The organism is Streptacidiphilus melanogenes, assembly GCF_000787835.1.
Lineage (GTDB): Bacteria > Actinomycetota > Actinomycetes > Streptomycetales > Streptomycetaceae > Streptacidiphilus > Streptacidiphilus melanogenes.
In genome coordinates, this window is record NZ_BBPP01000001.1 from 253,563 (window position 1) to 267,337 (window position 13,775).

Consider the following 13,775-nt stretch of genomic DNA (forward strand, 5'->3'; position numbering starts at 1 on the left):
AGCAGTGCTCGTTCTTGAGCTGCGCGGAGCGCCCCGCTCACCCCTGCCACCGGTAGCCGCGCGGGGTGACGAACCGACCGGCCACCTCGCGGGAGGCGGTGTTGCCGACGGTGACCACGGTGAACATGTCGACCTCGGTCGGGTCGAGCGCCGCGAGCGTCGTCACCTTGTGCCACTCGTCCGGGCGGGAGACGCTGCGCGCGATGCCGACCGGGGTCGCGGGCGCGTCGCGGTGCTCCGCGAGGATGGAGAGCGCCTTGGGCAGCTGCCAGTCGCGGGCGCGGCTGCGCGGGTTGTAGAAGGTGACGACCAGGTCGGCCTCGGCGGCGGCGCGGACGCGGCGCTCGATGACCTCCCACGGGGTGTGCAGGTCGGAGAGGCTGATCGAGACGTGGTCATGGCCGAGCGGCGCGCCCAGCAGCGAGGCGGCGGCCATCGCGGCGGTGACGCCGGGGACGCCGACGACGTCGATGTCCGCGCCCGCCTCGGCCAGGGCCGGGGAGGCCATCGCGTAGACACCGGCGTCGCCGCTGCCGATCAGCGCGACGGCCAAGCCCTGCTGGGCCAGGCGGACGGCGCTGCGGGCCCGCTCCTCCTCCGCGCCGAGGCCGGTGGCCTCGATGCGGACGCCGGGCCGGAGCAGGTCGCGGATCTGGTCGACGTACTGGTCCAGGCCCACGATGACGGAGGCGCGCCGCAGTTCGGTGCGGGCACGCCCGGTGAGCAGGTCGCGCGCGCCGGGGCCGAGGCCCACGATCGCGAGCCGGCCGCGCACCGGGCGGCGGGCGACGGCGACCGTGGCCATCGCGGCGCGGCCCTCGGGGGCCGACTTCCGCTTGGGGACCAGGAGTTCGGTCGCCCCCGCGCCGAGCAGCGCGGCGGCCTCGGCGACGCTCGGGGTGCCGACGGCGGCCAGCGGCGCGTCGGAGGGGTTGGGCACGGCGACGGCGGCGAGCTCGTCGGCGGTGAAGAACCGCACCGGGACGCCGAGTTCCGCCGCGGCCGCGAGCAGGCCCGGCTCGTCCGCCTTGGCGTCGACGCTGCTGAGGCCGTGCAGGGAGCGGACGTCCAGGCCGGCGTCGGCCAGCGCCGTGCGGACCAGCTCCAGGATCTCCTCCGCCGGTGCGCCCTTGCTGGCGCCGACGCCGACGACCAGGCTCGGCGGGAACAGCCGCAGGGTGGGCACCCCAGCAGCGGCGGCCGCCTCGTCGCCGACGACGATCGTCGGCGCGTCGGCGGGCGCGTCCGCGGAGACGTTGGCGGGCAGGGCGGGGAGCGGGAAGCGGTCCGCGCCGACGAGGCGGACCGGCTCGCCGTCCAGCAGCGCCCGGCTGACGGCGGCCAGATCCCCGGCGACCGGAAGACCCAGCGTGTCCAGGCCCGGGACGTCGGTCGCGTCGGTCGCCGTGGTGACCACGGCCTGCGCGTCCAGGGCCGCGGCGACGCGGACGGCGAGCGCGTTCGCGCCACCCTCGTGGCCGCCGACCAGCGCGACGGCGAAGCGACGGGCCTCGTCCACGCAGACGACCCCGGGGTCGGTGTGCTTGTCCGAGCCATCGGCGGACAGCAACGGCGCGAGCAGGCGGACGGTGGCGCCCGTGGCGAGGAAGCAGACCAGCTGCGTGCACTCGGCGAAGGCGGCCCGGACGGCGTCGCCGACCGGGCCCTCGTACAGGCGGCAGTCGTCGGCCGCGAGGGCCTCGGCGAGCTGCGCGGCGGCCTGGCGGCCTGCGGCAGTGGCGGCGATCAGGCCGATCACGTCTGAACTCCCTGCGAGACGGTTGGTGCGGCGGGGCGGGTGCCCCAGAGGACGAAGACAGGGTTGGTGGCGGCGAGCCGGGTGACCTCGCCGGGCAGCGGCGCGAGGCGGTTGGCCTGCAACTGCACACCCTCGACAGCCAGTCCGGCGTCGAGCAGGGCGCGGCGCGCCTCCGGTACGCGGTCGAGCGCGGCCAGGGTGACGACGACGGTGCGGCGGGCGCGCGCGGCGGCGAGGGCGACCAACCCGGCGAGGTCCGCCCCGCCTCCGCCGACGAACACGGCGTCGGGGTCCGGCAGTTCGGCCAGCGCCTGCGGCGCCTTTCCGTGGACCACGGCGACGGCGTGCGCGACGCCGTGCGCGGCGGCGTTGGCGCGGATGCGTTCCACGCCGTCCGCGTCGCGCTCGACCGCGACGGTCGCCGCTCCGAGGCGTGCGCACTCGACCGCGACGGAGCCGCTGCCCGCGCCGACGTCCCAGACCAGCTCGCCCAGCCGTGGCCCGAGCCTGGCCAGCGCGAAGGCGCGGACCTCGGCCTTGGTGAGCATCGCGTCGCGGTGTGCGAAGGCCTCCTCGGGCAGCGCCCAGCCGCCCTCCGGCGGGCCCTCGTACCCGGCGACGGCCCGCATGGCCTGCGCGACGGGCGGCGCGTCGTCCGCCAGGCTCAGCACGACGTTGACGGCGGGCCAGTCGCGGGCGGCGGCCTCGGCGGGCGTCAGCTCGACGATGCCCTCGCCCGGTCCGCCGAGGTCGGTGGCGACGACGAGGCGGCGGCGCAGGCCGGGCATCGCGGCGAGGGCCGCGCCGATCTGGGCCGGGCCGGCGCCCGGAGAGGTGAGGACGGCGACCTTGGGCTGGGAGCGGCAGATGTTGAACGCCCGGCGCGGGTCCCGGCCGTGGGCGCTGACGGCGACGGCGTCGTCCCAGGGCACCCCGAGGCGGGCGAAGGCGCGCGCGATGCTGCTGATGCCGGGTCGCACGTCGAGCGCGTCCGCTCCGAAGCGCTTGGCGAGCACCCGCACGATGCCGAAGAAGCCCGGATCGCCGGAGGCGAGCACGACGATGCGCGCGTCCGGGTCCTTCTCCACCAGCAGGGCGACGGCGTCGAGCGCGGGCATGAGCGGCCCGAGCGCCAGCGCGCGGTCGGCGGGGACGCGCGCGGCGTCCAGGTGGCGCCGGGCGCCGATGACGAGCGCAGCCTCGGCGATGAGAGCACCGCTCTCGTCCGTGGTCCCTGCTCCGAAACGTGCTGCTTCGAACTGCGTCTGTCCCAGGACGGTGATTTCAGCCATGACCGTGGCCGGCGTCGGCCGTCGTGCCGGCCTCGCCGCCTGCGGCCTCGTTCGCGCCGACCGACCGCAGCCGTCTGCGGGCGGCCCGGTCCGCCTTGCGGAAGGTGTGGAAGTGGCCGGGGTGGTAGAGGTGCGAGCGGGTGCCCTGGGCGCCGAGCGCCGGTCCGACCAGGAAGAGCGTGTGCTTCCAGAGCCGGTGCTCCTTGACCGTCTCCTCCAGGGTGGCGACGGTGCAGCTCAGCAGCAGCTCGTCGGGCCAGGTCGCCTGGTAGGCGACGACGACCGGCGTGTCCGGCGCGTAGCCGCCCTCCAGCAGCTCCTCGACGAGCTGCTTGCTGCGGGCCGCGGACAGGAAGATCGCCATGGTGGTGCCGTGGCGCGCGAACTCGCGGACCTCCTCACCGGGTGGCATCGGCGTCTTGCCGCCGCCCAGCCGGGTGAGGATGACGCTCTGGGCGACCTCCGGGATCGTCAGCTCCCGCTGCGCGAGCGCCGCGACGGCCGAGAACGAGGAGACCCCGGGGATGATCTCGGTCTCCAGGCCGAGCAGGCGGCAGCGCTCCAGCTGCTCCTGCACCGCGCCCCACAACGAGGGGTCGCCCGAGTGGATCCGGGCCACCTTCGTGCCGTCCTGCGCGGCCCGCTCGTAGACGGCGAGGACGTCCTCCATGGGGATCAGGGAGGAGTCGAGGATCGACGCGCCCTCGCGGGCGTGCTGCAGCACCTCCTCCTGCACCAGGCTCGCGGCCCAGATCACCACGTCCGCCTCGGCGATGGCGCGCGCGGCGCGGAAGGTCAGCAGGTCGGCGGCGCCGGGGCCGGCCCCGACGAAGGTGACCTTGCCGTTCCCTGGCCGCTCGTCGGTCGTCACAGCGTCCGTCGTCACAGCGTCCGTCGTCACAGCGTCGGTCGTCACACCGTCGATGGTCACAGCTTTCCCCCTCGGCCTTCGCGACGCACTGGGGCGATCAGCGTGGACAGATACGGCAGTTCGGCGGGCAGCGGCGTCCCGGGCGTGCTCAGCTGTTCGGCCTCCAGGCCGAGCGCGGCGCCCCAGACGGCCTCGCCCTCCCGGCCCGACTCCCGCAGCGCGGCGGCGACCTGCTCGGCCAGGCGGCCGAACTTGTAGGCGACGACGGTGCCCGGGCCCTTGAGGGCCTCCTTCAGTACCTCGGCCCCGGCGGTGACGGGCACCAGCGTCAGCGGCTCGGTGCCCTCGGCGAGGACGGTGCCGCTGCGGGCGGCCAGGTCCTGCATCGCGGTGATGCCGGGGACGGTCTCGACGGTGAGGTCGGCGACGAGCTCGCGCAGCGTGTGGGCGAGGTAGGTGAAGGTGGAGTAGACGTTCGGGTCGCCGATGGTCGCGAAGGCGACCGTCTGCGCGTCACCCGCCCGCAGCAGCTCGGCGACCCGCGTCCCGGCCGCGTCCCACGCGGCCTCGCGCCGCGTCCGGTCCTCGCGCTCGTTCAGGGCGAACACCACGCGGACGATCTTCGCGGAGTCGGCGTGGTGCAGCACCGTCGCCTCGGCTCGCCCGACCTCGCCGGAGTCCATCACCGGCACGACGACCGCGTCGGCCTCGCGCAGCACGCGCACGGCCTTCACGGTGACGAGCTCGGGGTCACCCGGGCCCATGCCCACGCCGACCAGGCGTGGGCCAGACGCGCGTTCGCGCACGGCAGCAGTCCTCACTCGGGGTCCGCGCCCCGGCTCGTGGTGACGGCGGCCAGAGTTCCTGGCTCACGGCGAGCGTCTCCGCTCTCCGCTGACAGTGGCGGGACCGCGCCGGAATCGCACCGGACTTCCTCGACATTGCCGCCGTGTTCAGTTCTCTCAGGTCGAGAAATCCCACCATGGTGCGCGTATGGCAGTCAACCGGACCTGTTGTGGGGTGAGCCACGTCCGCGGGGCGGGACACAGGGCCGTCCACATGCGCTTCACCTGTCGTCAGGACCCGGCTCGCGCGGCGACCGCGGCGGCGATCCGGGCGGACGCGAACTCCGTTCCGCACACGAAGCGCATGAAGGGGCCGAAGCTCGCCGCGGCGGGCAGCCCGGTGAACCACAGACCCGGCACCGAGCTGCCCATTCCGGCGTCCAGAGCCGGGAAGCCGCCCAGGACGGCGACGCGGGTGCGCAGTTCGGGGGAGAGGAAGGAGAGCGCGCCGAGGTCGACCCGGTAGCCGGTGGCGGCCAGCACGTGGTCGACGGCGAACTCGCGGGCGGTGCCGTCGGGCGTGTCGGTGGTGACGACGGCTTGGTCCCCCTCGCGTCGGACGGTGCGCAGCGGGCTGCCGGAGTGCAGCGGCAGGACGCCGTCCGCGCGCGGCCGCAGCCACCAGGCGCCGCTCGGACCGAGCACCTCCTTGACCAGCCGCAGTCGTGCCTGTGCCGGAAGCGAACGGAACGCCTGCGGATACCGGGCCATGGCCCACAGGGACCAGGCCGGCCCCATGGGCGACTCGGGCTGCCAGCGCGGGCCGCTCGCCGGGGCGGCTCCGAAGCGGATCCGGCCGCGCGCCGCCAACTCCACCTGGCCGCCGCACTCGTGCAGCAGCACCGCGCCCTCGAGCGCCGACTGCCCGGCCCCGACGACCAGCACCGACCGGCCCTTGAGCGCCGTCATGTCGGCGTGCTGGGAGCTGTGGGAGAGGAGCCCCTCGGCGGACGGCCCGTCGGATGACAGGACGCGCAGGCGTCCAGGCACGTGCGCGAAGCCGGTGAGGCCGCTGGCGACGACGACGGCGGCGCTCGAGAAGACCTCGCCCGAGGCGAGTTCGAGGTCGAAGGCGTTGCCTGACGGCTTCTGGCGGATGCTCACCACACGCTCGCGTTCCAGGAAGGGGACCAGCTGCTGCTGGAACCACTCGCCGTAGCGGGTGAACAGCTCGACGGGCACCCGGTCGTGGCCGCGCGGGGCGGTCTCGCCGACGGCCCGGCAGTAGTCCGCGAGGCTGTGGCCGGAGCGCGGTGCGGACAGGTTGGAGGCGTCGGGCGTGGACTTGAGCAGCATGCCGCCGGGCATGGTGTCCCGCCAGCTGTGCATCGGATCGCCGAAGGCGCGCACGGAAAGGCCCGCGGCGCGCAGATGGGCTGCGACGGACAGGCCGTAGGGGCCGGCCCCGATGACGACGACGGTGCGGCGGTGCGGACTCCCGGGCGCGGGAAAGGACATGGATCTGGCTCCTGTTCACGTTCGGGTGATGGGGCGGTCGGCAGCGGCCGGACACGCGTGGGCGCGTCCGGGGCAACGGTGTGGCGAAGGTCAGTGGGTGCGGCGGGCGTGACGGGCCCGGCGGGCGCGGGTGTCGGCGAGGAACCTGAGGCCCGGCGGGACGGAGCGGAGCAGCATCGCGGGGAAGGGCAGCGGGTCGTCCGCGGCCCACCAGCCGAGTTCCCGTTCGGTCCACTGCGACGCCGGCCACGCCGAGGGCGTCCGGTAGTCCGTGCGTCGGTAGAAAAGGCGGGCCGGCAGGTCGATGTTCTCCACGACGATTCGACGGCCCTGGATCTGCGGCGCGACGGGTATCGGCCGCCCGGTCAGGTGCAGGTGCAGGGCGCGCACGAGATCGACCCGGGCCTCGGTTTCGAAGAGGCGGAACTGCGCACCGATGCGCGGATTGAAATCCAGGAGTTTGTAGCGGCCGTCGCGGCGGTCGAATCTCCAGTCGAGATCGCACACGCCTGCGAATCCGACCTCCTTGCAGAAGTCGGCGGACGCCTGGGCGAGTTCCTCGTTGGGAGTGGTCACCGCCATGGCCGTCATTCCGGCATGGGGCGGCCAGGAGCGGACTTTCACCGCGGTGAAGAGAACTCGGGCGTCCTCCTCGGAACTGGTGTGCAGGTGCACGATCCAGTCCTCGGCGTCGGCGCGCGGCAGGTACTCCTGGAGGACCACGCCCGGTTGGTCACCCCACGTGTCGGCGAGCGCCGCGAGCTCCTCCGGCGAATCGATCCGGGTGGTGCCGGGCACGGCGGGACGGGAGCGGCGGGTGAACGGATCGCGGTTCTTGGCCACCAAAGGGTAGGTCGCGGACTCGGCGAAGGCGAGCACCTCCGCCCGGCTCCGCGGGGCCGCGGTGCGGGCTGTGCCGACGCCGTGCCGCAGGCACAGCTCGTGCAGGCCCTGCTTGCTGGCCAGGGCTCTGACCAGGCCCTTCGGCGTCCGCGCGAAGAGAAACCGGCCGTCAAGACCGTCCTGGTGCTCGGCCACCAGGACGGCGGCCTCCTCGTCGGTCGGGATGAGCAGCGCGGGCCGGCCGATGCGGTCGCCGATCCGCAGCAGGCCCCGCAGCAGCTCCTCGTCGGGTTCGGCCCCGGTCGTGGGCCACGGGTGTGCCCGCCGGGTGTAGCGCGAGACGGCGGCCGGGGTGAACCGGTCCTCGGTCACGGCGTGGACGGGGACGCCGAGGCGGCCGAGCGAACGGATCGCGCCAACACCCCCGTGGTGAACCGGATAGTGGCCGAATTTGAGCAGGAGAGCGGGAACGCCGATGTCCGGCGCCAAAGGCCGAAGACCCACAAGTCCCCCCCGGGATACGGCAACGGCGCCTTTTCGGCGCCGGATCCGAATCGCAAGGTACCCCCGGTCTTCCGGCGTTCACAAGGCACCTCGGGTGAGGTGCGGGGCGCACGGGCGGCGCACGTGGGGCGCTCGGTGAACGGGGCGGTCGCGGGTGATTCATGGGGCTGGTGTCAATCGATTTCGCCACACAGCTGGATGGTGTCGCTCCGATTGTGATGCTTCTGTTTTGGGGCGATGCCGGCCCGTGATGCTGCGGATTGCGCCGGACTGCTTTCGCGCGGCGGCGGGCCCCGTTACCGTGCTGGAGGCGGCGCGGGCCGGAAGGGCCGGGGGAGCCGCCAGGGGGCAGGGATATTCGCTTACGCACCTTCATGGCACCGTGCCGTGCCGTGTGGGGGGACCGAGGTGCATCAGTCATGGAAGCAGCAACAGCCAGCACAGTCGAACGGTGCAGCAGCGAGCGGCCGGACGGGGCGCCGGGCGGGACGGTCAGCCTGGTCGTGCCGGCCAGGAACGAGGCCGCCAACATCGCCTGGGTCCTCAGCCGGATCCCGGACTGCGTCGACGAGGTGATCCTGGTCGACGGGGAGTCCAGCGACGACACGGCCGGGCGCGCCCGCGCCTGCCTGCCCTCGCTGCGGGTCGTCCCGCAGAGCGGGCCGGGCAAGGGCAACGCGCTGCGCACCGGATTCCTCAACGCCAAGGGCGACTACATCATCATGATCGACGCGGACGGCAGCATGTCGCCCCGCGAGATCCCGCGCTACGTGCACTTCCTGGAGAACGGCTACGACGTCGTCAAGGGCTCCCGGTTCACCGGCGGCGGGGGCTCACTGGACATCACCACGCTGCGCCGAGGCGGCAACCGCGTGCTGCTCGCCCTCACCAACCTGCTCTACCAGGCGTCGCTGACCGACCTCTGCTACGGCTACGTCGGCTTCCGTCGCGAGGCGCTGGCCCGCCTGGACCTGCGTTCCTCCGGGTTCGAGATCGAGACGGAGATGGTCTGCCGGGCCCTGCTGGAGGGCCTGCGGGTCGCCGAGGTGCCGACCTTGGAACTGCCGCGCCGGACCGGGCAGTCCAACCTGCGCACCTTCCGTGACGGCCAGCGGGTCCTGCGCACGCTGCTGCGCGAGCGCGCGGCCGCCGCGGGGGCCGCAGGAGGCTCCGTGCGCGGTGTGCCGATCGGCGCCGGGTCGGGCGGCAACCGTGCGAGCGGCGGTGCGAGGTCCCGCGGGGCTGCGGTCGTGGGCGGGGGCGCGGCGGTCGGGGGGACGCCCGGACGGTGGAGGCACGGAGATGGCTGAGGCGATCGCCGACGCGTGGGCGCTGCCGGACGCCGGCGCGTCGGCCCTGGCGCGCCGGGTCGTCCACGCCGCCGACCGGGAGGACGCCGCGGTCGCCTTCGCGGCCGCCGCGGCGCTGGCCCAGTTGACGGCCGACCGGCTCCAGGGAGCGCGGCACCGCCTGCGCCTCCCGCCCGGCGCGCCGCTCGCGGTGCGGGCCGGGTTGCGCGCGGTGCGCGTCGGCCAGGACCGGATGGCCCGTGGCGCGGCCCTGGTGCGCGGGCGGCTCGGCCTGGAGCAGTGGCACGTGACGATCCGTGACCTGACGAACGTGCTCGCCGAGGCCGTGCTCGTCGAGGACCAGGAGGAGCGGTCCATGGTGCTGGCCGGCTTCCGGGGCGCGCTCGCGCCGCTGCGCGGCGGGGTGCCCGCGCCCCCTGCGCGGTGGCTTGCGGACGGACGCGCCGAGCCCTCGTGGTGCTTCACGCGCCTCGGCCTGCGCCCCGCCGACTGCGTGGCTCTCGCCGGCCGGTTCGCCCAGGCGCACCCGGACCGCGACCGTGTCCTGCTCGTCGTCGGCCTGCGTCCCGAGGGCTCCTATCTGGCCCCGCTCGTCGCCGCCGCGCTCACGGCGCTGGACTACCGCCACGTCGTCTGCCGCAGTGTCCGCGCGGACGGTCCGCTGCTGCCGGAGGAGCCCCGACTGATCGAGAGCGTCCGCAGGATCGGCGGTGTGGCCCTGCTCTGTTCAGGTCCGCCACGGACGGGTGCGGCGATCGGCCGGGTCGCCGCCCGGCTGGTCACCTCCGGCTTCGCGCCGGACCGGGTGGTCCCCGTCTATCCCTCGCTGGCCCGCTCCGACGCGGCACCCGTGCCGGGCCCGCTGCGCCCGTTCCCGGCCGTGGTCCTGTCCGCCGAGGAGTGGCACGCTCACCGCGCGCCGACCGCCGGAACCGGACCGACCGCCGCCCTGACGGGCGAACCGGGGTGACCCCCGCCATGCCCGCCGAACCGGAGAACCCGGGACCTGGGCGCTCCGCAGCCGAGAGCGCCGAACTCGGGAGCCCCCCGCCCGGGAGCCCCGCGCCCCAGAACCCCGGACCGGGGCCTGGGCAGCGTGGGACGACAGGCAGCGAGGGGCGCCCGGCGTCCGGTGCGCGCGTCGGGCCGGCGGGCATCGTCTGGGCCTCGCTCGGCGCGACCGCCGTGGCCGCCGCGCTCAGCGCGGCGGGAGTACGCGGTCAGCCCGTCCCCGGGCTGGCGCTGCTCTTCCTGCTGGCCGGACCGGGGGCGGCGCTGGGGTGGGCGCTGTCTTCGCAGCCACTCCGGTTGCGGCTGCTGGCCGGCCTGTTCGGCGGCCTCGTCGTCGACACGCTGATCGCCCAGACGATGCTCCTGCTGCGCCTCTGGTCACCCCGGGGCGCCGCACTCGCGGCGCTGGCCGTGACGGCCGCGCTGCTGTGCTGCGGCGCCTTCGCCACCGGACGCCGTACGACCGACTGAACCCTGAACCAGAACCGTCGCTACCGGGGAGACCAGACCGCTCATGACCGTCGCGTTCACCTCCACCGAACCCCACCGGCCCGCCACCGCCCGCACCGCTTCCGTCGTCATCTGCGTGTACACCGAGGACCGCTGGCAGCAGCTCTGCGCCGCGGTCGACTCCGCGTGCGGGCAGACCCTCACCCCGCTCGACGTGCTGGTGGTCGTGGACCACAACGAGGGCCTGCTCGCCAGACTGAGAGAGCGGCATCGCGACGACCCGCTCGTCCGGGTGCTGCCCAACGCCCACGGCAAGGGGCTCTCGGGTGGCCGCAACACCGGTGCGCAGCAGGCGCGCGGCGAGATCGTCGCATTCCTGGACGACGACGCCATGGCCGAGCCGGACTGGCTCGCCGTGCTCACCGCAGGTTATGAGGACCCGGAGGTCATGGGGGTCGGCGGAAGGACCCTTCCGGTGTGGGCGTCCGGGCGGCGGCCGGGCTGGTATCCGGAGGAGTTCGACTGGGTGCACGGGGCCAGCTACCGGGGGATGCCGGTCGGTCAGGCCCGCGTGCGCAACGTGCTCGGCGGAAACGCCTCCTTCCGGCGCAGCGCCTTCGCCGTCGCCGGCGGGTTCCCGGCCGGGATCGGGCGCGGCGTGGGCGGCGGGACCGGCGCGGGCGCCGGCGGCGGGGAGGAGACGGAGCTCTGCATCCGGATCCAGCAGGCGCGTCCCGAGGCCAGGTTCTGCTACGACGACCGCGCCGTGATCCACCACCAGGTCTCGCACGAGCGGGAGCGCTTCCGCTATCTGTGCCGCCGCAGCTGGGCCGAGGGGCTCTCCAAGGCACGGGTGACCGAGAGGGTCGGCGCGGCCGACGGACTGGCCACCGAACGGGCCTACGTGCGGCGGGTCCTGCCCGCCGGGATCGTGCGCGGGCTGGTGGACGCGCTGCGCGGCCGGCCGGAGGGCCTGGGACGTGCGGCCGCGATCGGCGCGGGCGCGCTGATCACGGCCGCGGGCTACGCCGAGGGCCTGCGCCGGCGCCGGGCCGGGGAAGGCCGGAGGAGATGAGCGGCCAGAGCACGAGCGACCACGCGACGCCGGGCCGGGTCACGGCGCGGTCCGACGTGCCGGTGCTGATGTACCACTCGGTGCGCGCCGACCCGCCGTCCGCCACCCGTACGCTCTCGGTGCACCCCGACCGGTTCGCCGCGCAGTTGGACGCGCTGCTCGAACTCGGCCTCACCCCCGTCCCGTTCGGCGCGCTGGTGGCCCACTGGCGTACGGGCGCGGGGCTGCCCGCGCGGCCCGTCGTGCTCACCTTCGACGACGGGTACGCCGACTTCCACGCGGAGGTGCTGCCCCGGCTCGTGGAGCGGGGGCTGACCGCGAGCCTCTTCGTGACCACCGGCTGGCTCGCCGACGCGGCCCCGGCCGACCGCGCGGGAGCGCCCTTGGACGCGACCCTGTGCTGGTCGCAGCTGAAGGAGATCGAGGCCGCAGGCATCGAGACCGGCGGACACAGCCACAGCCACGCCGCGCTCGACGCGGTCCGCCCGGGCGTGCTCGGCGACGAACTGGCCCGCTGCCGTGACCTCCTGGAGGACCGCCTGGGCCGCGCCGAGCAGGTCTTCTGCTACCCCTTCGGCTACTCCGACGCCCGGGTCCGCACGGCGGTCCGCTCCCGCGGCTGGGCCGGTGCCTGCGCCGTGGCGAACACCCTGGCCCGGCCCGCGCAAGGCCCCTACGCGCTGGCTCGGCTGACGGTTCGTCGGCGTACGGAGCTGTCGACGTTCCGCCGACTGGTCCAAGGCGTCGGCGTGACCCGCCACTACCTGGCCGACCGCGCGCTGACCAAGGGGTACGCCGTCGTCCGGCGCACCCGCACGTCCCTGGTGCCGGTACGGACGTGGGAGCGGGACCGGCCGTGACCACCACCACCGCGCAGGGCGCGGCCACCGAGCCCGAGCCGTCCGGCAGGGGAGCCCCCGACGGCCGGGCCCCGCTGTTCCGAAACGGCTACGCCCTGATGCTCAACACCGTGGTCTCCGGCGCTCTCGGGCTCGGCTACTGGTGGCTCGCAGCCCTGCACTACAGCAAGGCGGACATGGGGGAGGGCTCGGCCGCGATCGCCGCCATGAAGCTCCTCGCCAGCCTGACCGCCCTCGGCTTCACCGGCGCGCTGGCCCGCTTCGTGCCGGTCGCGGGGCGCACCACCGGCCGCCTGCTGGCCCGCGCCTACGCTCTCAACGCGCTCGCCTCGACGGTCATCACCGTGCTCTTCCTGGTCGCCCTGCCGCTGTGGGGCACGCACTACGACTTCCTGCGCGGCTGGCTGCGCGCGGGCGGCTTCCTGGTCGCCGTGCTGGCCTGGTCCTGGCTGACGCTGCAGGACGGGGTGCTGATCGGCCTGCGGGCCGCCGTATGGGTGCCGGTCGGGAACCTGTCCTTCTCGGTGGGCAAGGCGGTCCTGCTGGTGGTGCTCGCCGGGGCGATCCCGGCCACCGGCGTCTTCGTCTCCTGGGTGGCGGCCATCGCGCTGTCGGTCGTGCCGCTGGGCCTGCTGATCGTGCGCCGGCTGGTGCCCCGTCAGATCGCCGCCGCCGAAACCGGGACGCAGCCGCCGAGCACCCGGCAGATCGGACGCTTCATCGCGGGGGACTACACCGGCTCGCTGTTCAACCTGCTGGTCACCTTCTTCGTCCCGGTGCTCGTGGCGGCACGGGTGACCCCGGACCAGAACGCCGTCTACTACATCATCAACACCATCGGTGGCACGTTGGACCTGCTGGCGGTCAACATGGCCGCCTCGCTCACCGTCGAGTCGGCGCGGCAACCAGCGCTCCTCGGCGCCAACACCCGGGGCGCGCTGGCCCGCATGGCGTGGGTGACACTGCCGTGTTTCGCGCTGCTGGGCGCGGGAGCCGACCCGATCCTCGACGTCTTCGGTCCCGGTTACGCCTCGGCGGGCGCCCCGCTGCTGCGCTGGCTCGCGGCGGCGGGGTTCACCCGTGTGATCGTCGAGGTCTACTTCGGCACCCTGCGCGCCCGCAGCCGCACCCGGCAGGTCGCGCTGCTCCAGGCGCTCATGTGCGCGCTCGTGCTCAGCCTGTCGCTGATGCTGATGCCGCGCATGGGCATCGCGGGCGTCGGTCTGGCGGTGCTGCTGAGCCAGTCCACGGTCGCGCTCTGCGCGCTGCCGGGCCTGGTCCGGGTGCTGCGCGGCCGGGCGGACCCGCCGGCCGGGGCGACGCCCGCGCAATCCCGGGCCACGACCGAAGGAGCATCGTGACCGCACCGCCAGCCACCCGGGACCGAGGCCCGGACAGGGAGCCGGACCGCGACCGGGACAACAACCGCGACCGCGACGCGGGCCCGGGCAGGGACCAGGACCGGGGCAGCAACCGCGACCGCGACGCGGGCCCGGG

General features: G+C 74.7%; 12 protein-coding genes and 1 riboswitch. Of the genes, 6 read left to right on the plus strand and 6 right to left on the minus strand.

The features are described 5' to 3' along the window. Positions 1 to 37 precede the first annotated feature (37 nt). The 6 genes from cobJ to TR49_RS01160 all read right to left on the minus strand — a co-directional run bounded on the left by cobJ (position 38) and on the right by TR49_RS01160 (position 7,572). On the minus strand, positions 38 to 1,759 hold the full coding sequence (cobJ, locus tag TR49_RS01135; RefSeq protein WP_042376072.1) for a precorrin-3B C(17)-methyltransferase: 1,722 nt from the start codon (positions 1,757 to 1,759) through the stop codon (positions 38 to 40). Further along, a complete protein-coding gene (cbiE, locus tag TR49_RS01140) occupies positions 1,756 to 3,051 on the minus strand; it encodes a precorrin-6y C5,15-methyltransferase (decarboxylating) subunit CbiE (RefSeq protein WP_084724433.1) in 1,296 nt (431 codons plus the stop codon). Before cbiE ends, cobJ begins: the two co-directional genes overlap by 4 nt. Then, a complete protein-coding gene (cobM, locus tag TR49_RS01145; RefSeq protein ID WP_042376342.1) occupies positions 3,044 to 3,922 on the minus strand; it encodes a precorrin-4 C(11)-methyltransferase in 879 nt (292 codons plus the stop codon). Before cobM ends, cbiE begins: the two co-directional genes overlap by 8 nt. A 56-nt stretch (positions 3,923 to 3,978) precedes the next feature. Further along, positions 3,979 to 4,728, minus strand: a complete 750-nt coding sequence (cobI, locus tag TR49_RS01150) for a precorrin-2 C(20)-methyltransferase (protein ID WP_268874043.1) — start codon at positions 4,726 to 4,728, stop codon at positions 3,979 to 3,981. A 30-nt stretch (positions 4,729 to 4,758) separates the two neighbouring features. Beyond that, positions 4,759 to 4,886, minus strand: a riboswitch (cobalamin riboswitch). Positions 4,887 to 4,998: 112 nt separating this feature from the next. Beyond that, positions 4,999 to 6,225 (minus strand): FAD-dependent oxidoreductase, encoded by a 1,227-nt coding sequence (locus TR49_RS01155; RefSeq protein WP_042376074.1) that lies wholly within the window; start codon positions 6,223 to 6,225, stop codon positions 4,999 to 5,001. A 90-nt stretch (positions 6,226 to 6,315) separates the two neighbouring features. Continuing rightward, a complete protein-coding gene (locus tag TR49_RS01160; RefSeq protein ID WP_042376076.1) occupies positions 6,316 to 7,572 on the minus strand; it encodes a carboxylate--amine ligase in 1,257 nt (418 codons plus the stop codon). Between the two features lie 419 nt (positions 7,573 to 7,991). Between TR49_RS01160 and TR49_RS01165 the strand changes: the two genes are divergently transcribed. Genes TR49_RS01165 through TR49_RS01190 form a run of 6 tightly spaced genes read left to right on the plus strand, consistent with a single transcriptional unit; the run spans position 7,992 to position 13,639 of the window. Then, positions 7,992 to 8,882 (plus strand): glycosyltransferase family 2 protein, encoded by an 891-nt coding sequence (locus TR49_RS01165; protein ID WP_063769994.1) that lies wholly within the window; start codon positions 7,992 to 7,994, stop codon positions 8,880 to 8,882. Further along, positions 8,875 to 9,852, plus strand: a complete 978-nt coding sequence (locus TR49_RS01170; RefSeq protein ID WP_042376078.1) for a hypothetical protein — start codon at positions 8,875 to 8,877, stop codon at positions 9,850 to 9,852. Before TR49_RS01165 ends, TR49_RS01170 begins: the two co-directional genes overlap by 8 nt. Before the next feature lie 8 nt (positions 9,853 to 9,860). Next, complete coding sequence (locus tag TR49_RS42330) at positions 9,861 to 10,364, plus strand: hypothetical protein (protein WP_152627004.1); 504 nt, start codon at positions 9,861 to 9,863, stop codon at positions 10,362 to 10,364. Positions 10,365 to 10,407: 43 nt separating this feature from the next. Continuing rightward, a complete protein-coding gene (locus tag TR49_RS01180) occupies positions 10,408 to 11,418 on the plus strand; it encodes a glycosyltransferase family 2 protein (protein ID WP_042376079.1) in 1,011 nt (336 codons plus the stop codon). Next, a complete protein-coding gene (locus TR49_RS01185) occupies positions 11,415 to 12,278 on the plus strand; it encodes a polysaccharide deacetylase family protein (protein WP_042376080.1) in 864 nt (287 codons plus the stop codon). Before TR49_RS01180 ends, TR49_RS01185 begins: the two co-directional genes overlap by 4 nt. Beyond that, a complete protein-coding gene (locus tag TR49_RS01190; protein WP_152627005.1) occupies positions 12,275 to 13,639 on the plus strand; it encodes a lipopolysaccharide biosynthesis protein in 1,365 nt (454 codons plus the stop codon). The genes TR49_RS01185 and TR49_RS01190 overlap by 4 nt, the downstream gene beginning before the upstream one ends. Positions 13,640 to 13,775: the final 136 nt, after the last annotated feature.